Genomic DNA, 21,335 nt, shown 5'->3' with positions numbered 1-21,335 from the left:
GTGACCGGGAGGGGTCAGGAGGCCTTGGCCTTCTCCTCGGTCTTGGCGGCCGGAGCGGCGGCGACCGGCGCCGGCTTGGCGGCCTCGTAGAACTCCTCGCGAGGAGTCTCGATGGCGCCGAGGGAGACGACCTCGCGCTTGAGGAACATCGCGAGCGTCCAGTCGGCGAAGACCCGGATCTTACGGTTCCAGGTGGGCATCGCGAGACCGTGGTAGCCACGGTGCATGTACCAGGCGAGACGGCCCTTGAGCTTGATCTTCATCTTGCCCATGACGATCATCGCCACGCCCTTGTGGAGGCCGAGGCCCGCCACCGCGCCCTTGTTGGAGTGCGCGTACTCCTTCTGCGGGAAGCCCCGCATACCGGAGACCACGTTGTCGCCGAGGACCCTGGCCTGACGCAGCGCGTGCTGGGCGTTCGGCGGGCACCAGGCGTTCTCGACACCGGCCTTGCGGGCGGCGACGTCGGGCACCTGGGCGTTGTCGCCGGCGGCCCAGATGTAGTCGGTGCCCTGGACCTGGAGGGTCGGGGCGGTGTCGACGTGGCCGCGGGGGCCGAGCGGCAGACCGTAGCGGGAGAGGACCGGGTTCGGCTTGACACCGGCGGTCCAGACGATCGTGTTGGAGTCGACCTCGAGCCCGTTCTTCAACACGACGTGGCCGTCGACGCAGGACTCCATGGAGGTGTTGAGGTAGACCTCGACACCTCGGCCCTCGAGGTGCTCCTTGCCGTACTTGCCGAGCTTCGGACCGACCTCGGGGAGGATCTTGTCGGCGGCGTCGACGAGCACGAAGCGCATGTCCTCGCGGGACACGTTGTTGTAGTACTTCGCGGCGTCGCGCGCCATGTCCTCGACCTCGCCGATGGTCTCCGCGCCGGCGAAGCCACCGCCCACGAAGACGAAGGTCAACGCCTTGCGGCGGACGTCCTCGTCGGTCGTGGAGTCGGCCTTGTCGAGCTGCTCCAGCACGTGGTTGCGCAGGCCGATGGCCTCCTCGATGCCCTTCATGCCGATGCCCTGCTCGGCGAGGCCGGGGATCGGGAAGGTGCGGGAGACCGCGCCGAGCGCGATCACCAGGTAGTCGAAGGGCAGCTCGTACGCCTCGCCGACCAGCGGGGCGATCATGGCGACCTTGCGGTCCTGGTCGATGGTGGTGACCCGGCCGGTGAGGACCTCCGCCTTGGGGAGCACGCGTCGCAGCGGGACGACGACGTGACGCGGGGAGATGCTGCCGGCGGCGGCTTCGGGGAGGAAGGGCTGGTAGGTCATGTACGACCGGGGGTCGACGACCGTGACGGTCGCCTCGCCGTAGCGCATCTTCTTGAGGATGCGCCGAGCTGCGTACAGGCCTACGTACCCACCGCCTACTACGAGGATCCTGGGACGCTCCGTGGTGCTCATGCCATCGAGTATGTACCCGCCATCCGGGGGGTGCTCGTGCGCCCCTTCACAAGCTTCCCCGCCCCCTCTGATACACTGCGCGGCCCCGTTGACCGGGGGCACCCCTCACCAGGGAACCGGCCGGGGGGTTTGACCGTTGTCAAGGCCGCGTGAACTGCCGTTCCGGCCTCTCGACGGCACTGGACCACTCTCCGGTTTCACCCGGACGAGACCCCCGCGACACTCCCTCGGGAACGGCCGGTTGACCCCCGGGAACCCCGGAAGGCTCTGCGAAGCCTCAAAACATCGCTCAACAGGGGCGATTCTCTTGTGAAGAACTTCACGAAGTTTCTCGGCGCCGGGTCGACGAGGGGTGCCACAGCCCCCCTCGGACGCGCTCATGCGTTATCCGAACAGCTCAAGCGAGGCCGTCGGCGCACAGCCACCGCGCCCCCACCGTCCTCACGAGCCCCGCGGGCTACGCCACGGACCAGGCGATGCCGTCCAGAATGTCGTGTTCGCTCACCACGACCTCCGTCGCCCCGATCCGCTCCATGATCGTGAGGAGGACGAGCGCACCCGCCGCGATCACGTCCACCCGGCCGGGGTGCATCGACGGGATCGCCTCCCGTTCGGCGTGCGTGGAGCGCAGCAGCCACTCGGTGATCTCCCGCACCCGCTCGTAGGGGATGCGCGAGTGGTGGATGGCCGTCGAGTCGTACGCCGGCAGGTCCTGGGCGATCGCGGACAGGGTGGTGACCGAACCGGCCAGCCCGACCAGGGTGTGCGCCTCACGCAGCGGCACGTCCTGCTCGGCGAGGTCGAGGGCCGCCTCGATGTCGGCGCGGATCGCCTCGACCTGCTCCGGTGCGGGCGGGTCGACGACCGCCCCGTCCCGGACGAGGTGCCGCTCGGTCAGCCGTACGCAGCCGATGTCCACGGAACGCGCGCCGCGCACGGTCTCGTCGCCGACGACGAACTCGGTGGAGCCGCCGCCGATGTCCACGACCAGGTAGGGCCTGGTGAGGTCGGTGCGCCCCGTCAGCTCCTTGGTGGCGCCGGTGAAGGAGAACTCGGCCTCCTGGTCCCCGGAGATCACCTCGGGCCCGACGCCGAGGATGTCGAACACCCCGCGCACGAAGTCGTCCCGGTTCTCGGCGTCCCGGGAGGCGGACGTGGCGACGAACCGGACGCGCTCGGCGCCCAGTTCCTTGATGACGGCCGCGTACTCACGGCAGGCCGCGAAGGTCCGCTCCAGCGCCTCGGGGGCCAGTCGGCCCGTACGGTCGACGCCCTGGCCGAGCCGGACGATGGTCATCCGCCGGTCCAGCTCGACGAGTTCACCGGTGGACGGTTCGACGTCGGCCACGAGGAGCCGGATGGAGTTCGTACCGCAGTCGACGGCGGCGACCCGGGTCACTTGGCAGCCTCCCCGGTCTCGCCGGCGGCGTCGGCGTCGGCGTCGGCGGAGTCGACGGGCCCGGCCACGAACCAGCCGGACTCGCTCGCGTCGGCTTCCCCGCCCTCCCGCGCGGGCGGCGTCGACGGCACCACGCACGGCCCCTTCGCCCACCACTCCGGGAGCATCGCGATGGCCTCGTCGCCCAGCGGGTTCACGCCCGGACCGGCGGCCAGGGAGTGGGCCACGAGCACGTGCAGGCACTTCACACGGTCCGGCATGCCGCCCGCGCTCGGGAAGCCCTTCAGGACCTCTATCGCGTCGCGGCGGGCGATGTAGTCCTCGTGGGCGGCCTGGTACGCGGCGGCCAGCTCGGGGTCGGTCGCGAGCCTCTCCGTCATCTCCTTCATCACGCCGTTCGCCTCCAGCGTGCCGATCGCGGAGGCCGCGCGCGGACACGTCAGGTAGTACGTCGTCGGGAAGGGCGTGCCGTCCGGCAGGCGCGGTGCCGTCTCGACGACGTCCGGCTGCCCGCACGGGCAGCGGTGCGCGATCGCGCGCAGCCCGCGCGGCGGGCGCCCGAGCTGCTGCTGGAAGGCCTCGACATCGGCGTCGGTCGGCTCGGTGCGCGGGGTGGGCGGCGGGGGCGTTTCCATACCTGTACGTCAGTCTCTCTAGAGCTCTGGTCGGTTCACTGGCCGGCGGCGACGGCCGGGGCGGCGGCGTCGGCCTTGTCGACCCCGTCCCAGACGTTGGTGTACCAGGGGCGGTCGGCCGCGCCCTGCGTCGTACGGGACTGCTTCGCCGCGTCCGGGTCGATCATCGTGTAACCGGTCTCGCCCGGCATCACATAGTGCAGCCGCTCCCGGATGCGCTGCTCGGCGTACGCGTCGTCCTGCCAGCGTGCCTTGAGGTCGCGCAGCTCCTCGACCCGCCGGCGCGCCTCCTCGCGCTGCCGCTGCGTGTCCGCGATCTCGGCGCGCTGCGAGACGTACTGCCTCATGGGATAGGCGAGCGCCACGATCAGCGAGCAGAGGACGAGGGCGAGGAGCGCGGCCCGGCCGGTCAGCCGGGAACGGCGCGCCTGCCGCTTGGTCTGGGAGCGGTAGACCCGGGCCGCCGTCTGCTCGCCGAGCAGCTTCAGCCTGGTCGCGGTGGAGAAACGGTCCCGGTCCCGGTCCTTCACGGCCATGTCCCGCGTCCCCTTCCGCTTCTGCCTTCTCCTGCGCGCATGTGCGTACGTCCCCGCACACGGTACGGGACCGGTACGGGGACGTACGTACGACTGGCTCGGGCTTGGCCCTCAACGGGTCAGCCGACGGCTCAGCCCTTGAAGCGCGGGAAAGCGCTGCGGCCGGCGTACACCGCGGCGTCGTCGAGGATCTCCTCGATGCGCAGCAGCTGGTTGTACTTGGCGACGCGGTCCGAGCGGGCCGGGGCGCCGGTCTTGATCTGACCGCAGTTCACGGCGACGGCGAGGTCGGCGATGGTGACGTCCTCGGTCTCGCCGGAGCGGTGGGACATCATGCACTTGAAGCCGCTGCGCTGGGCCAGCTCGACGGCGTCCAGGGTCTCGGTGAGGGAACCGATCTGGTTCACCTTCACCAGCAGCGCGTTGGCGGCGCCTTCCTCGATACCGCGGGCCAGCCGCTCGGGGTTGGTGACGAACAGGTCGTCGCCGACGATCTGGACCTTGTCGCCGAGGCGCTCGGTGATGGTCTTCCAGCCGTCCCAGTCGTCCTCGAACAGCGGGTCCTCGATGGAGACGAGCGGGTACGCGTCGACGAGCTCGGCGTAGTAGTCCGTCATCTCGGCGGCCGAGCGCTCCTTGCCCTCGAAGACGTACACGCCGTCCTTGTAGAACTCGGAGGCGGCGACGTCGAGCGCCAGGGCGATCTGCTCGCCGGGGGTGTAACCGGCCTCCTTGACGGCCTCCAGGATGAGGTCGAGTGCGGCGCGGTTGGAGTCCAGGTTCGGGGCGAAGCCGCCCTCGTCGCCGAGGCCGGTGTTCAGGCCCTTGCGCTTCAGCACCTTCTTGAGGGTGTGGTAGACCTCGGCGCCCCAGCGCAGGGCCTCGGAGAAGGACTCCGCGCCGATCGGGGCGATCATGAACTCCTGGATGTCCACGTTGGAGTCGGCGTGCGAGCCGCCGTTCAGGATGTTCATCATCGGCACCGGCAGGAGGTGCGCGTTGGGGCCGCCCAGGTAGCGGAAGAGCGGGAGGTCGCTGGCCTCGGAGGCGGCGTGGGCGACGGCGAGGGAGACGCCGAGGATGGCGTTGGCGCCGAGGGAGCCCTTGTTGTCGGTGGCGTCCAGGTCGAACATCGCCTGGTCGATCAGGCGCTGCTCGGTGGCGTCGTAGCCGACGAGCTCCGGGCCGATCTGCTCGATGACCGCGAGGACGGCCTTCTCCACGCCCTTGCCCAGGTAGCGGTTGGGGTCACCGTCACGGAGCTCGATGGCCTCGAAGGCACCCGTGGAGGCGCCGGACGGAACGGCGGCACGACCCGTGCTGCCGTCGTCGAGGCCGACCTCGACCTCGACCGTGGGGTTGCCTCGGGAGTCCAGGATTTCCCGGGCTACGACGACGTCGATGGACGGCACGAGCATCTCCTTCTTGGGATGTGACGCGATGTGACGCTGTTTGCGACTAGAGCCTAACCGCCCCGGGCCTGTCGGCAGCCGACCGACCGTCCCGTGGACAGACAGACCGTATCCATTGTTCCCGGCCGGAACAAAGGGGGGGTGGACAAGAAGGAAGCAGGAGAAGCTGGAGAAGGGGGCGCGAGCAACGAAAAACCCCGCTCCGGTGCGTACGGGGGAATGCGCACCGGAGCGGGGAGCCCGTAGGGACGGGGGGACGGCCCTCACGGGGTCTTCACTATGGAGGACACGGCCGTGAGGGGGCTGTGGTTCAGCCGGGGAGCGGCCTGTTTTCCCGGCCCGGCTGAACCCGCCTCACCGGCCCGGCCGTTGGGGCGGCCGTGAAGGAGGGCCGGTGGTGCCTGACGCCCGGTGGCCGTTGCGGCCCGGGGTCGGGGGTCAGCTCAGGTGGAGCTGCTGGCCCGGGAAGATGAAGTCGGCATCGTCGATGATGTCCTTGTTCAGCTCGTAGAGCTTCTCCCAGCCGCCCTCGACGTTCTCCTTCTCGGCGATGGCGCTGAGGGTGTCACCGCTAGCGACCTTGTACTCGCCGTCGCCCTTCTTGACCTTCTTGCCGGTCGGGGTCTCGACGGTGGCGCGCTCGGAGGAGCGGGAGGCACGGGTCTCCTGGGTGCTCTTCTGAGTGCCCTCCTGGGCGCTCTCCTGCGAGGAGCCGGAGTTCGAGCCCGAGTTCGACGAGGAGGCCGGGGCACCGTCGTACGAGGCGCCGGACAGGCCCTTGCCGCAGACCGGCCAGGCACCCTTGCCCTGGCTCGCGAGGACCTTCTCGGCGATCTCGATCTGCTGCGCCTTGCTGGCCTGGTCGGCGGTGGAGGCGTACTTCGTACCGCCGTACCCGGCCCAGGTGGAGGCCGCGAACTGCAGACCGCCGTAGTAGCCGTTGCCGGTGTTGATGGACCAGTTCCCGCCGGACTCGCACTGGGCGACGGCGTCCCACTCGGAGGCGGTGGCGGCGGAGGCGCTGCCGGCGGCCATCAGCGGGGCGGCGATGGCGGCGGCGCCGGTGACACCGGCGACGGCGATGGCGCGAGCGGCCTTGGACGGGCGGCGGTGCTTGCCAGTGCTGGAAAACAGCATGAAGTGATCCCCTCACCGACGCCTGCGAGGTGAGCTGTCGGGTTCGGGCCGGTTGAGTTGCCCGGCCGCGCCCGCTCGCCTTTCGGCTCGCGTCACGCGGCTTCACCCCGAGCCGGTGCCGGTGGTGCGCCCCGAAGGGCTCGACCGCCGGACCCGGCACTTACCTTGGGTCCCCCGCTCCTGCCTACGGCGCTTGACGCGACGACTGTTCCTTGCGGCCGTTGGCAGGATTCGGCGTACCGACCGCAGGTGCCCGCTGTGGCGAGCGGTCACGACCGTAATCACGAGATTCGCCGAATTTCAAAGACGATCAGGGGGTCTGTGATTCATCTCCCACCGAGATCAAATCGGGCATTAGCGGGCTAAACCCGATCTGAACTCGCGCTACTTTTCGCCCGTTTCGGCACCGACTTCGAGGGTCTGACCGGGAAGGATGAGGTCCGGGTCGGTTCCGACCGTGCTCTCGTTCTCGGCGTACAGCTCCCGCCACCCGCCGTCCACCCCGAGCGAGTTCGCGATGCCCGTCAGACTGTCGCCCGTGCGGACGGTGTACGAGCCGTCCACGACCTCGCGCGCCGCGTCGCCGCTCCGGGAGGCGTGACGGCCGGAGGCCGAGGAATCGGTAGGCGATCCGTCGGCGGCGTCCGCGTCCGCGCCCGTGCCGTCACCCTCGTCGGCAGTGGCACCACGGTGACGGCCGGTACCGCTGCCGCCCTCACCGGCGGCCTTGGTGGAATCCTCGATGACACCGGGGGACGATTCGGACAATTCTCCCGAGTCGGTCGACCCGGAGGAGCCGGGAGAGCTGGAGCGGTCGGACTGGTCGGTCGTATCGGTGGAACCGGATGAATCGCCGGAATCAGCCAACTTGGTGGAGTCTGACGAACCTGATGAACCAGAAGAACCGGAAGAAGTGGATGAATCGGATCTCTCAGGCGAGCGACTCGAAGGGGATGAAGGAGTCGAACTCGAAGACTCGCCGGAGTCCGGCGAGTCGCCCGTGAGGCCCGTGTCCACGTCGGCTGAGCCTGAGTCGCCGGCGAGGTTGTGGAGCACTCCGCAGGTGGACCAGACGCCGACGCCCTGGTCGGCGAGCACCTTTTCGGCCACCGCTATCTGCTGCGAACGGCTGGCCTGGTCGGCGCTGGTGGCGTAGGCGAGGCCGCCGTACTTCTCCCAGTTCTCCTGGGTCAACTGCAGGCCGCCGTAGCGACCGTTACCGGTGTCCGCGCTCCAGGAGCCGCCGCTCTCGCACTCCGCCACCTGGTCCCAGGTGGTCCCGTCGGCCGCACTCGCGCCGGTGGCACCGAGGAAGGGGATCGCGATGGCCGAGCCGGTCACTCCGGCCGCGACGAGGAGGGCCGGAGCCTGACGGGGGCGACGGTGACGACCGGTCCCGGAGAGCATGCGGTTGCCTTTCACACGACAGCAGTGACCTGTGCGAAGGGTGTGGCGTCAGCCCTTCGCACTGACGTGTGAACGTATCGGGAGTCGATCAGTTGTCACAAGTCAATGCAGTACAGATCACGTGAAGATCACAGACTTGAGGGTGCGTCATCTTCCGGCGCGGAGCGGGGTAGTGCTACGGGTTGCCCACCCGCCGTGAAATCCACCGGAAGCGTGCGCAACCCACGCATGATGAGCCCACCCCGCCATCGCACATCAGCCGGATCCACCGCGAGTCGGAGGTCCGGGAGGCGGGTGAGGAGGGTGGAGAGGGCGGTGTGGGCTTCGAGGCGGGCCAGGGGGGCGCCGAGGCAGTAGTGGATGCCGTGGCCGTAGCCGAGGTGCTGGTTGTCCCGGCGGGAGAGGTCGAGGGTGTCGGGGTCGTGGAAGCGGGCCGGGTCACGATCGGCCGCGGCGAGGACGACGAGGACGGGGTCGCCGGGGGCGATGTCCTGGCCGCCGATCGTGAGGGGTCGGGTGGCGAAGCGCCAGGTGGCGAGCTCGACAGGGCCGTCGTAGCGGAGGAGTTCCTCGACGCCGGTTTCGAGCAGCGCGGACTCGCCGGCAGCGAGGGAGCTCTGCAGGCGTTCTCGTTGCTCGGGGTGGGTGAGGAGGGCGTACATGCCGTTGCCGATGAGGTTGACGGTCGTCTCGAACCCGGCGAACAGCAGGATGAACGCCATCGCCGCGGCCTCGTTCTCGGTGAGGTGCTCTCCGTGGTCGGAGGCGCGGATGAGCGCGGAGATGAGGTCCTCGCCGGGGGTGGGGGTCTCGGGGAGCGCCTCGCGCTTGCGGTGGATCAGGTCGGCGAGGTAGCCGCGCATCTTCTTCACCGACCGTGCGACACCGCCGCGTGGGCCGCCGCCGTGCCGGATCATCATCCCCGCCCAGTCCCGGAAGTCGTCCTGGTCCTCCCGGGGGACGCCGAGCAGGTCGCAGATCGCGTAGATGGGGAGGGGGAAGGCGAACTCGTGGATGAGGTCGGCTTCGCCCTTGTCCGCGAACCGGTCGATGAGGTGGTCGGTGAGTTCTTGGACACGGGGGGCGAACTCGGCGACCCGGCGAGGTGTGAACGCCTTGGAGACGAGGCGGCGGAGTCTGGTGTGGTCCGGCGGATCGATGTTCAGCAGGTGCGTCATCAGCTCGGCCTTGCGCTCACCGGGGATGCCGGTCTTGCCCTTCGCGTGCGCGGGCTCGTCGTGATGCGCCGGGTTCTTGGACAGGCGCGCGTCGGCGAGGGCCTGCTTGGCGTCGGCATAGCGGGTGACCAGCCAGGCCTCCACACCACTGGGGAGTTTCGTGCGGTGCACGGGGGCGTGGTCGCGGAGCCAGGCGTACGCCGGGTAGGGGTTGGTGGCGAACTCCCAGGTGAAGAGGTCGGGGGGCGCCGCGGGGTGGGGGTGGGGCTGGTTGGTCACTCCCCGACGGTAGCCGGAGTGTCCGAGGTCCCGTCGAGTGCCGTCATTGCACGGAGTGCCGTCAGCGCACGCGGGTAACCCATGTCGGCGGCCTTGCGGCACCAGTCCCTGGCCTCGTCGGACTTGCCCTGTTTGAGCAACAGCACGGCAAGGCGATAGGCGGCATAGGAGTCGCCGGCTTCGTAGCCCTCCACGTACTGCGCGCACGCTTCCGTGAGCCGCCCCTCCTTCTCGAGTACGAGGCCGTAGTGGGCGCAGTCCAAGGGGTAGCCCTCGGTGTCCTCGAAGTGCTCTTCGGCTTCCGCCAACGTCTGGGGCGGGTTCTGCGCGTGCTGCAGCAATTCCGCCGCCGTCCGGCTGCCCGCGTCCTCCGCGCGTCGCAGCCAGACCTGGGCCACCTCACCCTCGTTCCACATGAGGTGCCACCTGCCCATGCTCAGGGCGGCCTGGGCGTTGCCGAAAATGGTCGCGGTCAGGTAGAGATTCCACGCCTCGTCGTCGTCGCCGCTTCCGAACAGCAGGTCACCCAGTTGGTGCGCGGCATCACTGTCACCGGTCACGGCGGCCTTGCGCAGCCACCGTTTGGCGCGCTCCCGGTACACCCGTCCCGCCTCGCGCGCGGCGCTGACACTTCCGCTCTCCGCCGCAGCTTCCAGATACCTCAGTGCCCCCGCTTCGTCCCCGGTGTGCAGCAGGTGCTCCGCCCACTCCTCGGCCGCCTGTGGGTGTCCCGCGTCCGCCGCCCTGCGCAGCAGTTCCTGCCGCTCGTCACCTCCTGTGCGCTCGGCCAAAGCGAAGATCAAGGGCGCTTCTCCCGCCTCGACACGGGCATGCAGCGCCGCCCGGGCCGCGTCCAGTACGGCTCCACGCTCGATCGGCGCACCGGCCTCGGCCTCGTCCAGCAGCAGCCACCACACCTCGTCCGGCACGGGTTCCAGGTCCTGCGCACTCAGCGCCTCCGCGACCAGCGCCCCGTACGCCCGCCAGGTGCCGGCCCGTTCGCCCGCCACGAGCAGCCCCGAGACCCCGAACATCGGTGTCGTCGCCCAGTCGAGCGCGTCCTCGAAGGACTCCCGTTCCACCGTGCCGTACCGCTCCTGGACCTCCCTGAGCAGTTCGACCGGTACCGCTCCCCTCACGCCGCATCGCGTCAGATCCACGGCTGCCCTGACCAGCAGCTGCCCTCGCGGTCGCTCCACCCGGGTGCCCTCGCGCTGCCACTCGTCGAACAGCAGGTGGCCGATCGCGAAGTAGGATGCCGCGCCCTCCTTGCCGCTCCACAGGTACGCCGCGTACGCGCGCGGATCGTCCTCGTACGCCGCCAGCCGTTCCAGTTCGGCCTCGCTCCATTCGCGCGGCAGCTCCACGGTGCGGGCCATGGCGACGACGCGGTCACCGGGGGAGGTTCCGGAACGGCGTCGGTAGTACTCGTCCGGGCTCATCGTGCCGAGGACGACCACGCCGAGACCGGTGAGCCGGCCCAACAGCCGCTGGTCCAGGCCCCCTTCGCCGAGGTGATCGGCCAACTCGTCCAGCCAGATGACGTAGTCGCCAGGCTCGTTCTTCAGCACGGCGAGCAGTTCGCGCAGGTCCTCGCCGGGGTGCGGAGCGTACAGGCGGCCCTCCAGCGACCGCACCGCGTGCCACGCGATGTACGACTTGCCCGCGTACGGCATCCCCAGGATCAGCACCAGGCCGCTGTGCGCGAGCTTGACGCGCAGCTCCTCCTCGCGGTCGCGTGGGACGTACGGCGGCACGGCGGGCAGCCCGGGTATGTGCCGGGTCGGGCGTACACCGAACTCCAGGGGCTCCACCTCGCCGACGGGCCGCCACCCGGTCGGGCCGGGGGTGTTGCCGTAGTGGTTGTGCTGTACGCCGACTACCTGGTCGTGGAAGGTCGCGTCGCGGAAGTCGATGTGGTCCCCGGCGATCCGGTCGCCGGTCGAAAAATGGACGCTGCCTGCCTGGATGACAGGGGCGTGGTTGATCCCGCCGGAGATCGTGTTGACCGTGAGGGTCTGCCCGTGGCGTGTGTTCTCCACCTGGTCGAGGAGTCGGGAGTACCGGCCGGGGTGCTTTCTCCGCTGCTTCTTCAACCACTCGTGCAGCTCGACCGTGGACACCGTGTCCACGTCCACAAAGGGCAGGTCCACCATGGCGAGCAGCCACTGCCGCTTCGCTCTCGGCATGTTCTGAAGTACCCGTGCCAGCTCCTCCAGCTCCCGGTCCACACAAGCCCCCCGCGTCGCAACCAGCCGTGAGGTCAACCGTACTAAGCGTCCAGTCCCTCGGCAGCCCGCACCGCGTCCCTGTAGGTCCGCGCGGCAGCCCTGAGGGCCGCCTCCGGATCGACGCCGGCGGCCTCCGCCCGCACCGCCAGCGCCAGGAGTTCGTATCCGGGGCCCTCGCCCTTGGGGAGGGGGACGTCCAGGCCTGCCGTCCGTACCCGTGAGGAGAGCTTGGCGGCGAGGGCGAGGCCGGGCTGGCCGAGGGGTATGCCGTCCGTCACCGACTCGCGGCGCTTCTCCACGGCCTTGGTGCGCAGCCAGTGCTGCTTGACCTCTTCCGGCGTCGTGGCGGTCGCGTCGCCGAAGACGTGGGGGTGGCGGTGGATGAGTTTGGTGACGATGCCGGCGGCCACGTCGTCGATGGAGAAGGGGGTGTCCGGGTCGTCCTCGGCGATGCGGGCGTGGAAGACGACCTGGAGGAGGACGTCGCCCAGTTCCTCGCGGAGTTCGTCGCGGTCGCCCTCCTCGATGGCTTCCACCAGCTCGTACGCCTCTTCGATGCCGTACTTGGCGAGGCCCTTGTGGGTCTGCTGGGAGGACCAGGGGCATTCGGCGCGGATCCGGTCCATGACCTGGACGAGGTCGAGGAGGCGGGCGCCGGGGAGGTCGTAGGAGGCGGGGAGGAGCTCAAGGGACGGCATGGGGACGCGGCCGGAGCCGGCGAGGCGGGCCAGGCCGTCGGTGAGGCGGGGTTCGCCCTCGGCGGTCGCCACGACGACCACGGTGCGGTCGCCGGCGCAGGCGTCGACCAGTTCCTCGGCCGTCGGGGTCGCCTGCTCGACCGTGATGCCCGCCTCGCGGAGGTAGGGGAGCTGGGGGTGCGCCCCGTCCGCGCACAGGACGCGGTCCGCCCCGTGCAGCGCCTGCCAGGCGGGCCAGGAGAGCAGGCCGGGCGCGACACGGTGGCTGGTGGTGAGCAGGACGACCCGGCCGGGGGCGGACTCGGTGGCGGAGGCCGTGGCCGGGGTGTCGGGGGCGCCGTGGGGGCGGTTGGCGTTCACATCACGAACGTAACCCACACCGCCGACGACCCCCGAAGTTATCCACAGGCCGTGAGGGGGTGTCCGGCCCGGACAGGGGGCGCGTCGGCGCTGGTCCGTGGTCGCTACGCCGGCTCGGGTGTCGTCGTCCTCGTGACCTGTCGCAGCCACGGTGTCTTGGCCTCTACGAGGCCCACCCGGCCGTTCGGGTCGACGCCCCAGCTTCCGTAGCGGGGGTTGAGGTCGACGTCGAGTTTCTCGGAGGCCTCGGCGAGGGCCTTCCAGAAGACGGTGCCGCCCTGGGGGGTGTTCAGGTCGGCGCCGAGGGCGGCGGAGAGTTTCTGGACCTCGATGTCGCTGCGGAGGCTCTCTTCGAGCTGCTCGGGGGCGACGCTGTAGCGCTGCAGATAGGCCTGCTCGAGAGCCGCCGCGCCACCGGTGTCCGCCTCCAGGTCGGAACGGTACTTCTGGACCTCCTTGCGGGTGACCGTCACACCGGCGTCCTCCAGGGCCTGGTCGAGGACCTTCTCCAGGACCATGCCGTTCAGCGTGTTGCGGGTGAGGGCGCTGGTCTGGGCGACGGCCTGCTGGTACTGGGCTTGGTCGTGGCTGATCGCGCGCTGGGCGGCGCGTACCTCGTTCACCCGGTTCTCCAGTTGCGAGACCGTGATCCGGTCGCCGCCGACGACGGCCGCCGCGCCGGGATGCGCGTCGCTCCCGCAGGCGGTGAGGAGCGGGGACGCGGCGGCGATCGCGGCGGAGAGGAGAAGCGCGGTGCGACGGCGGCGGTGCAAGTGGGCCTCCCGAGGAGATTGTGCGGCGATGCACAAAGTCTTGCCGGTGATCGATGGTAGGCAGTGGCCCTGCTCTCGGCCAGCCATTCGACCAACGATTCACGTCGACTTCGGGCACCGCCTTGCCGCCCGGGGCCTCGTGCCCGGCTGCCCGGTGCCCGTCGGGGTGGGCGACTTCCCTCAGCCCCGCACCTGCCCCAGCCACTGCAGGGTGCGCCGGACCTCGCCCGCCAGCGGGTGGCCCGGCCCCCGCAGCCGTTCCACGTCGAGCAGCAGACGGCCCAGGGTCTCGTGGGCGGCGCCGCGGTCGCCGAGGGCGAGGAGGAGCTGGCCTATGCGGCGGCGGACGTCGAGGGAGAGCTCGGGGTCGCCGCTCACGTACTGGTTTTCGAAGTACGGCAGCAGGGAGCGGTACTCGGCGAGGGCCGCGGCCGGTTCGCCGAGCTGTTCCAGGCACTGGGCGGACTCGTAGCGGAAGCGCAGGGCCTGGGGGTCCGCCTGACCGGCCTCGGCGGCGCGCTCGTCGGCGAGGCGGCGCAGTTCGGGCAGGGCGCGGCGGTACTGGCCGTCGTCCATGAGGGTGGCCGCGTACTGCTTGCGCAGGGTGCGGACGACGGGTGAGTGCTCCCCGTGCTGGGCGGCGGCGGCCGGGAGGATCTGGCCGAGGATGTCGACGGCCTGGGTGATGCGGCCTTCGCCGAGGAGCCGCTTGACCTCGTCGACGGCGCCCGCCACATCGGGCTTGTCAACCACGGGCGCGGGGGCGGGCGCGGCGGTGGGCTGGGGCGCGGGGATGCGGGCACGGTCCGGCCAGGGGGCGTGCGGGCGCAGGAAGGGACGGGTGGGGTCGAGCGGGGAGCCGGTGGGCATGCCGCGCGCGGGGAGCAGCGGGAGGAGCTGTTCGTACGTCTCCTGTGCGGAGGACGGGCGGTGCTGCGGGTCCTTGGAGAGCAGGCGCAGGACCAGGGCCTCCAGTGTCTCGGGCACCTCGGGGCGCGTACGGCGTACGGGGGCCGGCGGTTCGTAGAGGTGGCGGTGGAGGACACCGAGGGCCGTGGAGCCGGTGAACGGGACGTTCCCGCTGAGCAGTTCGTGCATCAGCACACCGAGGGCGTACAGGTCGGTGTACGGGCCGACCGCGCCGCCCATGGCCTGTTCCGGGGCCATGTAGGCGGGGCTGCCGATGGGTGAGCCGGTGTGGGTCAGGCGGGTGGTGTCGGTGTCCATGACGGAGGCGACGCCGAGGTCGAGGACGGTGACCGTGCCGTCCTGCTTGACCATCACGTTCCGCGGCTTGAGGTCGCGGTGGATGATCGGCACCGCGTGCACCGCGGACAGTACGGCGCACAGCTGCGCGGCGACCGACACCGTCCACTGCCACGGGTAGGGGTCGTGCTCGGCGAGGTGGTCGGCGAGGTCGGCCCCGTCGACGTACTGCATGACGAGGAACAGCTCCTCGCCCTCGCTGCCCGCGTCATGGACCGTGACCAGACCGGGGTGGTCGACCTGGGCCGTGACCCGGCACTCGCGCACGAAGCGGCGGCGCAGCTCGTCGGCCTCGTGGCCCGCGACCTTGTCCGGACGCAGCAGCTTCACCGCCACACGCCGGTCGAGACGCTGGTCGTACGCCGTCCACACCTGGCCCATGCCGCCCTGCCCGATGAGCGTGGACAGCTCGTAGCGGCCGGTGATCAGGCGTCCGCTCCCGGGGGTCACCTGTCTCCTTCGTGGTTGCGGAGATAGTCACTGAGCTCGTCGAGCTCGGCGCGCACCTGGTCGATGCGGGCGGGCCCGGGGCGCTGCGGCTCCGGGGTCGGCTGGGGCTGCGACGGAGGCTGCTGCACGGGCGGCTGCGGGACCGGCGGGGCAGGGGCGTAGGGCTGCGGGACCTGGACCGGCGGGTAGCTGTATCCGGACTGCTGGGCGTTGTGCCCGGACTGCTGGGCGTTGTAGCCGGATTGCTGGGCGTTGTATCCGGACTGGTGCGAGTACGCCGTGGTCTGGGCGTACGGCGACGGCGGGGCCGTACGGAAGCGGCTGTAGTGACGTATGTCCGCGGCGAGGTAGTAAGCGACTATCGCCATCAGGCCGCCGAGCAGGAGCGACATGCCGACATCGCCCCTCCAGGTGGTGAACTCGTCCTCGCCCGGGTCGGTGCCGATGAGATAGAGCGTCACGACGATGTGGACGACCGCGAGGGCGAACAGCCACCAGTCGAGGGTCCTGCGGGTCACCGAGGCGAGCCGCAGCAGGCACGCCCAGGCGAGAAGACCACAGCTCATGACCGCGACCACCACGAAGATCACACGGAGGGTGACCTTGCCCCCTTGGTCGGGGCCGGGGGGCGGTGTCGGCGCGTAGCCGTGGCCGTGCATGGCTGCTCCTGAGGGCCTGGTGAGAGCGGACGAGCGATGTCGTTCCGAGGGTATAGGTCGGTCACGACATGAGGTCCAGGTTGTGGACAACCGTTGTAGTACCGCAGTGCTGGTCACGCCGCCCGACGCGGAGTGGTTCCGTCCGGTAGGCGATCGTCAAGGGGGAGTTCGCCGTACGGACGGGCGGACGGGCGGACAGGCAGGCAGGCAGGCAGGCAGGCAGGCAGGCAGGCAGGCAGGCAGCACGGTTCCCCCGGTTCAGTCCGGGGCGACCGTACCGTCCGTCAGGCCGTCGTACATGCCCCGTACGAGCCGTTCACCGAGGCGGCCGGCCTGGCGGAGGGCGTCCTCGAAGGCGGCGAGGGCACGGAACCGTTCGCCGTAGCGGCGCTGTTGCTCCAGTGGGAGCCGGGGCAGTTGGAGGCGGCGCACGTCCAGGCGGCTCGCGGTGGAGGCGTAACTGCTGGCCTGGCGGCTGTTGGCGGTGGAGCGCAGGAAGCCGGCGACGAACCAGGCGTCGAGCGCGGCCGGATCGGGGCGCAGCAGGGTGAGGTTGCGGCCGAGGGCGGCGCCGGCGGTCTCCTCGTCGATCACCCGGGCGACACCGCCGCCGCCGAGGACGGGGACGACGACGTCGCCCGGCTCCACGAGCACGGGTTCCTCGCTGCTCTCCGGCAGGGTCCCCGAGGGCGCTGTGCCGGCCAGGACGTCGTGGTCGGTGAGCACGCGCGCGTGGGGGCCGCTTCCGCCGGTGCGCAGCGTCAGTGCTCCGCCGCGTCCGAGTTCGCCGACCGTGGTGAGCGGCCAACGCGCGGGCTGCGCCTCCTCCGCGAGCGGGGGCGTGAGGTCGGCGGTCAGACGGAGGGTCTGCCCGAGGCGTTCGCGTACGGCGGTCAGCTCCTCGGCGCCGCCGCCCGCCGCCGGGGGCGGCAGATGCCGGGCGGGGGCCAGGTCGACGTCGTCGTCGAGCAGTTCGATGACCGGCACCGATCGGCTGAGCCCCGGCCGCTCCGGCGACTCGCCCGCCCGGCCGAAGGGCCGCCAGGCGTCGAGCACGGCGGTGCGCACCGCCGTCCAGTCGAAGCCGCTCCGCCCTTCCGCGACCAGCCGCCCGGTGTCCACCAGCAGCAGCTCGGGCGGCGCGGGCGTCTTACCGGGCCGGCGCAGCACCCACAGGTGCAGCGGGATGTTGTACGGGGGTGCCGCGCCCACCGGCAGGGCGATCACGGCGCGCAGTGCGCCCCGACGCAGCAGGTCGGCGCGGATTCGACGCCCGGAGCGGCGGCTCGCGGCGGCCGGCGGCATCAGCAGGACGGCTGTTCCGCCGTCCTCCAGGCGGGCCAGGGCGTGCTGCACCCAGGCGAGTTCGGATTCCGTACGGGCCGGGAATCCGTACTCCCAGCGCGGGTCGTAGGCGAGTTCGTCGTGCCCCCAGTTGCGCTCGTTGAACGGCGGGTGGCACAGCACCGCTTCGGCCCTCAGGTGCGCGAAGGCGTCCGCGCGGAGGCTGTCCCCGGGGGCGGTGCGGATGGTGCTCTCGGAGCGGAGGGCGAGGCGGAGCGCGGTCAGGGCGGCCAGTGCGGGGGCGTTGTCCTGACCGTAGAGCTCCTGGCCGGGGCGGGCGGCGACGGCACGCAGAAGGGCGCCGGTGCCGCAGGCCGGGTCGAGCACCGAGCGGGCGGGCCCGGCGAGTTCGGCCATCAGCTCGGCCAGTTCGCCCGGAGTGAGCGTGTACTGGCGCGGGTTGGCGTCGAGGTGCCGGGCGAGCAGGAACTCGAAGGTCTGGCGTGCGCCCAGGTCGGCGGCCAGTTCGGTGGCGCCCCGCAGCAACGGGACGGACGGCAGGAGCTCGGCGGGCGTCGGGTGGGGCTCGGCGGGCGTCGGGTGGGGCCCGGCGGGCGCGAGGCCTGGGCCCGGGCCGAAGCGTGGGGCGAGGACGTCCGCGAGCGGCTCGGGCAGCATCCGGGCCAGCCGCTCGTCGTCGGTGCACCTGCTCAACTCCAGCCAGGCCAGCGGCCGGTCGTGGAGGTACAGCAGGGCGCAGCCGACGTGCACCAGGGCCGTGACGGGGCCGTCGGGGTGGCCGGTGACCTGTTGCCAGACCCGTTCCCTGAGGGGTACTTCGGCGAGTTTGCCCTGAGCGCGCAGCCAGTCCTCGACCTCGCCGAGGGCGAAGGCCGGGCTGGTCTCGGTGCCGCCGACCGGTTTGGGGAAGTCGGCGTGCCGGCGGCGCCAGTTGCTGACGGCGGCGCGGCCCACGCCGGCGAGCCGCGCGATGTCCGCGGCGGTGACCTCTGTCCCGTTCGCCTGCACGCGCCCGGCTCCCCTCATCCCTTGGTCTGTGGCGTCGAGCATACCGACGCACGCAAGATCTACCCATACACAGCGTGAACACGCATGGACATGTGAACCATGTTGACTCGGTTCACAAGCTCTGGTCTCATTGACTCAGCGAACGGCGGGCGACCCGAAACGGATGGTCACACGTCGGCTCGACCGCACCGTCACACACCGGGGAGGAACACGGCCATGGGCATGAAGTCCCAGATCGCAAGGAACGCGGCGGTCGGACTCCTCGTCATCGGTGTGGTCTCGGCGAACACCGGGAACACCGGCACCGTCGGGAACGGCGGCAGTTCAGCCGACTGCTTCAAGGCCTTTGTGAACACCCACGGCACCGCCGCCGAGCAGGCTGCGGTCTCCCACGTCACCAGCGTTCACACGCCCGCCCCACCGGCGGGCGCCACGGACTCCACCGACGTCCGCACGGACTTCACCGGCGGACCGTCCGGCGGCGGCACCGGCCCCGCCCGGCTCATCTCCGCCGCCTTCGCCGCTTTCGCCGACTGGAAGCGCGGCGATCGAGGCCGCGTCACGGTCTACGACTCCGTCGGCGAGGAACTCGACACCCGCACGTACTGAGGCCACCGCTCATCGGCCCGCACGACGACACCGCTCACGCAACTCACCGATTCCCAGGGGGAACTCCCATGCGTCGCACCGCACTCGCCGCTCTCTGCATCGCCGCCACGGCCACCTTCTCGCTCACCGGCTGCCTGCCCGGCGAGGACAAGGCCGACGGCCCGTTCCCCGGACTGTCCGGGGGTGAGATCGCCGACAAGGCCGTGAAGGCCACGTCGGACGCCGACTCGCTCCGGATGAAGGGGGAGATCCAGGACGACTCCGCCGGCGGCACGGTCCAGATGGACATGGCCATGAACAAGAAGGGCGACTGCGCCGGCACGCTGAGCATGAACGGCGAGGGTGAGGCCGAACTGATCAAGGTCGGCGACACCATCTACATGAAGTACGACGAGGCGTTCCTGCGTGCCCAGTCGAAGGACGCCTCCAAGGAGGAGGCCGACATGGCCGTCGAGTGGCTCGCCGACAAGTGGACCAAGACGTCCGCGACCGCCGAGGACTCCAAGGACATCGCGGGCTTCTGCGACCTCGACACGGTGCTCGCCGACTTCGAGGACGTGAACTCGGACGCCAAGCGCGGCAAGACCACCGAGACCGACGGCGCCCCCGCGATCACCCTCCAGGAGCGGGACGGCAAGGACCGCTACACCCTGTACGTGGCAACCGAGGGCAAGCCGTACCTCCTGCGGGTCGTCAGCAAGTCCGGCGACGAGCCCGGCGACCTCACCTTCACCGACTACGACAAGCCGGTCCCGGCCAAGGCCCCCAAGGGCAAGGTCATCGACCTGGACGAGGACTTCGGCTGACCCGGCCCGCCGGCCCGCCTCCCGGACCCCGACTCAGTCGGCGTGGAAGCGGGCCGGCGCCTTGGTGGGACTGCCGCCCGAGGGAAGCTTCTGGCCGGGGCAGGTGCTCAGGACACGCTTCATGGCGGACTGTTCGGCCGAGGTGACCCACAGGCCGTACTTCGTCTTCACGGCGACCTGGGCGGCCACATACGTGCAACGGTACGCCTTGTTGGGCGGGAGCCAGGTGGCCGTGTCACCGTCACCCTTGCCCCGGTTGGTGCCTGAATCCACCGCGAGAAGGTTGAGCGGGTCGTTGGCCAGCGCTATGCGCTTGCTGTCGTCCCACTGCTGGGCGCCCTTCTGCCATGCGTCGGACAGGGCCACGATGTGGTCCACGTCGATCTTGCTGCGCCCTCGTACGTACGGCACGTCCTCACCGGTGTACGGGTCGGGGTCGAGCACGCCGGAGGCCACTATGCAGTCGCCGTCCCGGAACTCCACGTCCTCCAGGTCGCGTTTGAGTATGTCGTCGCGGGTTATCTCCATCTCCCTGTTTTCTGCGATTCACGTGAGTGACAGCCGTGTCCTGCCGTTGTGCCTCGCCGTTATCAGTCACATCAAGAGGCACATGAGCGACATGCTCAGACAGGAGAGGGATCAATGGTGTTACGTACGGAGAAGGCCGTCTCGCCCACCACGGGAGAGGTCACCTGGTTACTCGTCGACGAGGAGACATACCGGCCTCACCCCGAGGCTCGGGAGTTCTCGCTCTACCTGCGGGGCGCCGGACGCTCACCGCAGACCCAGCGCGCCTACATTCCTCGGATCGGCCGCTTCCTCAACTGGTGCACGGGTCGCGGCACGGACTGGAAGACCGCAGGACTGAGCGACGTCACCCGATTCAAGTTCCACGTCGAGCAGACACCGACCAGGCAGGGGCAGCTGCCAACAGGGAAGACCGTCAACGCGGTCCTCACCCCCGTATGCGAGTTCCTCCGATTCTGCGCCGTTCAGGGGCATGTGGCCCATGAGGTCGCCGCACGGCTGAGCGAGCCTCGCTTCCTCACCTCGCCGCCCAGTGGCTTCGATCCGGGCGAGGGTGGCCAACATCTCATGATCAAGGCTCGTGTTCTGAAGGCACCTGAGATCGAGAAGGCGCCGGCGACGCTCACGACTCCCCAAGTCGCTCAGGTACTTGAGGCGGCTCGCACAGCTCGCGACCGGCTGCTCCTGACCGTGCTCGTCGAAGGCGGTCTGCGGATCGGTGAAGCTCTTGGGCTGCGGCGGGAAGACATGCATCTGCTGCCTGACTCCACGCATCTCGGCTGCCGAATTCGCGGCGCTCACCTGCACGTCCGGCCTCGTCAGGACAACGAGAACGGCGCACGCGCGAAGGCCGGCCGTCACCGAATGGTCCCGCTGACGCAGACGGCAGTCCATCGTTACCGCGATCACCTCGCCGAACGAGAGGAGATCGCCGAAGCCGCCGACTGCGACTACGTGTTCGTCAACCTCGTAGGCGGCGCCGTGGGTCGTCCGGTGACGTATTCCAACGCCAAACAGGTCATCGAACGGATCGGGAAGCGCTGCGGTCTCCGTGCACGCCCGCACATGATGCGGCACACGGCGGCGACCCAGTGGATTCGTAGCGGAGTCGCACCAGATGTGGTGCAAACCCTGCTGGGACACGCATCGTCGGCGAGCACCGCCGTCTATGTGCACGCCCATGACGAGGACCTCCGGGCCGCCGTCGACCGTCTCGCGCCGGAGGCCGCCCGATGACGCATGCCGCCAGCCTCGCC

Annotated in this window: 17 protein-coding genes, 1 pseudogene and 1 riboswitch; of the genes and pseudogenes, 3 read left to right on the top strand and 15 right to left on the bottom strand. The window is 70.3% G+C overall.

Annotation, left to right across the window (positions count from 1 at the left end; all coding sequences use genetic code 11):
* Nucleotides 1-14: 14 nt before the first annotated feature.
* From ACFY9I_RS12205 to ACFY9I_RS12140, 14 genes are all read right to left on the bottom strand, one after another.
* Complete coding sequence (locus ACFY9I_RS12205) at nucleotides 15-1,403, bottom strand: FAD-dependent oxidoreductase (RefSeq protein WP_391000181.1); 1,389 nt, start codon at nucleotides 1,401-1,403, stop codon at nucleotides 15-17.
* A gap of 457 nt (nucleotides 1,404-1,860) precedes the next feature.
* On the bottom strand, nucleotides 1,861-2,802 hold the full coding sequence (locus ACFY9I_RS12200; protein ID WP_391000178.1) for an exopolyphosphatase: 942 nt from the start codon (nucleotides 2,800-2,802) through the stop codon (nucleotides 1,861-1,863).
* Nucleotides 2,799-3,437 (bottom strand): DUF501 domain-containing protein, encoded by a 639-nt coding sequence (locus ACFY9I_RS12195; protein WP_391000175.1) that lies wholly within the window; start codon nucleotides 3,435-3,437, stop codon nucleotides 2,799-2,801. Before ACFY9I_RS12195 ends, ACFY9I_RS12200 begins: the two co-directional genes overlap by 4 nt.
* A 35-nt stretch (nucleotides 3,438-3,472) precedes the next feature.
* Entirely contained in the window at nucleotides 3,473-3,973 is a 501-nt protein-coding gene (locus tag ACFY9I_RS12190) for a septum formation initiator family protein (RefSeq protein WP_391000172.1), read from the bottom strand.
* Nucleotides 3,974-4,104: 131 nt separating this feature from the next.
* Nucleotides 4,105-5,385 (bottom strand): phosphopyruvate hydratase, encoded by a 1,281-nt coding sequence (gene eno / locus ACFY9I_RS12185; protein ID WP_391000170.1) that lies wholly within the window; start codon nucleotides 5,383-5,385, stop codon nucleotides 4,105-4,107.
* A gap of 438 nt (nucleotides 5,386-5,823) precedes the next feature.
* On the bottom strand, nucleotides 5,824-6,522 hold the full coding sequence (locus ACFY9I_RS12180) for a transglycosylase family protein (RefSeq protein WP_391000167.1): 699 nt from the start codon (nucleotides 6,520-6,522) through the stop codon (nucleotides 5,824-5,826).
* Between the two features lie 4 nt (nucleotides 6,523-6,526).
* Nucleotides 6,527-6,724: riboswitch (cyclic di-AMP (ydaO/yuaA leader) on the bottom strand.
* A 182-nt stretch (nucleotides 6,725-6,906) separates the two neighbouring features.
* Nucleotides 6,907-7,929: a transglycosylase family protein gene (locus ACFY9I_RS12175; RefSeq protein ID WP_391000165.1), complete on the bottom strand. Its 1,023-nt coding sequence runs from the start codon at nucleotides 7,927-7,929 to the stop codon at nucleotides 6,907-6,909.
* 128 nt (nucleotides 7,930-8,057) lie between these two features.
* Complete coding sequence (locus ACFY9I_RS12170) at nucleotides 8,058-9,386, bottom strand: cytochrome P450 (protein ID WP_391000162.1); 1,329 nt, start codon at nucleotides 9,384-9,386, stop codon at nucleotides 8,058-8,060.
* Nucleotides 9,383-11,575 (bottom strand): hypothetical protein, encoded by a 2,193-nt coding sequence (locus ACFY9I_RS12165; RefSeq protein WP_391000160.1) that lies wholly within the window; start codon nucleotides 11,573-11,575, stop codon nucleotides 9,383-9,385. Before ACFY9I_RS12165 ends, ACFY9I_RS12170 begins: the two co-directional genes overlap by 4 nt.
* Before the next feature lie 83 nt (nucleotides 11,576-11,658).
* Entirely contained in the window at nucleotides 11,659-12,675 is a 1,017-nt protein-coding gene (locus tag ACFY9I_RS12160; RefSeq protein ID WP_391000157.1) for a nucleoside triphosphate pyrophosphohydrolase, read from the bottom strand.
* Between the two features lie 104 nt (nucleotides 12,676-12,779).
* Nucleotides 12,780-13,448, bottom strand: a complete 669-nt coding sequence (locus ACFY9I_RS12155; protein WP_391000155.1) for a SurA N-terminal domain-containing protein — start codon at nucleotides 13,446-13,448, stop codon at nucleotides 12,780-12,782.
* A gap of 180 nt (nucleotides 13,449-13,628) precedes the next feature.
* Complete coding sequence (locus ACFY9I_RS12150) at nucleotides 13,629-15,122, bottom strand: protein kinase (protein WP_391000396.1); 1,494 nt, start codon at nucleotides 15,120-15,122, stop codon at nucleotides 13,629-13,631.
* A gap of 38 nt (nucleotides 15,123-15,160) precedes the next feature.
* Nucleotides 15,161-15,823, bottom strand: a complete 663-nt coding sequence (locus tag ACFY9I_RS12145; protein ID WP_391000152.1) for a hypothetical protein — start codon at nucleotides 15,821-15,823, stop codon at nucleotides 15,161-15,163.
* Between the two features lie 258 nt (nucleotides 15,824-16,081).
* Nucleotides 16,082-18,136 carry an N-6 DNA methylase gene (locus ACFY9I_RS12140; protein ID WP_391000149.1) on the bottom strand — a complete coding sequence of 685 codons (2,055 nt, stop codon included), beginning with the start codon at nucleotides 18,134-18,136 and terminating at the stop codon, nucleotides 16,082-16,084.
* 216 nt (nucleotides 18,137-18,352) lie between these two features.
* Between ACFY9I_RS12140 and ACFY9I_RS12135 the strand changes: the two genes are divergently transcribed.
* Nucleotides 18,353-18,745 (top strand): hypothetical protein, encoded by a 393-nt coding sequence (locus ACFY9I_RS12135; RefSeq protein ID WP_391000146.1) that lies wholly within the window; start codon nucleotides 18,353-18,355, stop codon nucleotides 18,743-18,745.
* 68 nt (nucleotides 18,746-18,813) lie between these two features.
* Complete coding sequence (locus tag ACFY9I_RS12130) at nucleotides 18,814-19,551, top strand: hypothetical protein (protein WP_391000143.1); 738 nt, start codon at nucleotides 18,814-18,816, stop codon at nucleotides 19,549-19,551.
* A 33-nt stretch (nucleotides 19,552-19,584) separates the two neighbouring features.
* Here ACFY9I_RS12130 and ACFY9I_RS12125 read toward each other — a convergent pair.
* Nucleotides 19,585-20,070: pseudogene (locus tag ACFY9I_RS12125) on the bottom strand (HNH endonuclease family protein); the annotation flags it as partial.
* A 123-nt stretch (nucleotides 20,071-20,193) separates the two neighbouring features.
* On the opposite strand from ACFY9I_RS12125, the gene ACFY9I_RS12120 reads away from it, so the two are divergent.
* Nucleotides 20,194-21,315 carry a tyrosine-type recombinase/integrase gene (locus tag ACFY9I_RS12120; protein ID WP_391000140.1) on the top strand — a complete coding sequence of 374 codons (1,122 nt, stop codon included), beginning with the start codon at nucleotides 20,194-20,196 and terminating at the stop codon, nucleotides 21,313-21,315.
* Nucleotides 21,316-21,335 lie beyond the last annotated feature (20 nt).

The sequence above is a fragment of the Streptomyces sp. NPDC012510 genome (assembly GCF_042955065.1).
Lineage (GTDB): Bacteria > Actinomycetota > Actinomycetes > Streptomycetales > Streptomycetaceae > Streptomyces.
This window is presented reverse-complemented; position numbering and strand designations above follow the sequence as displayed.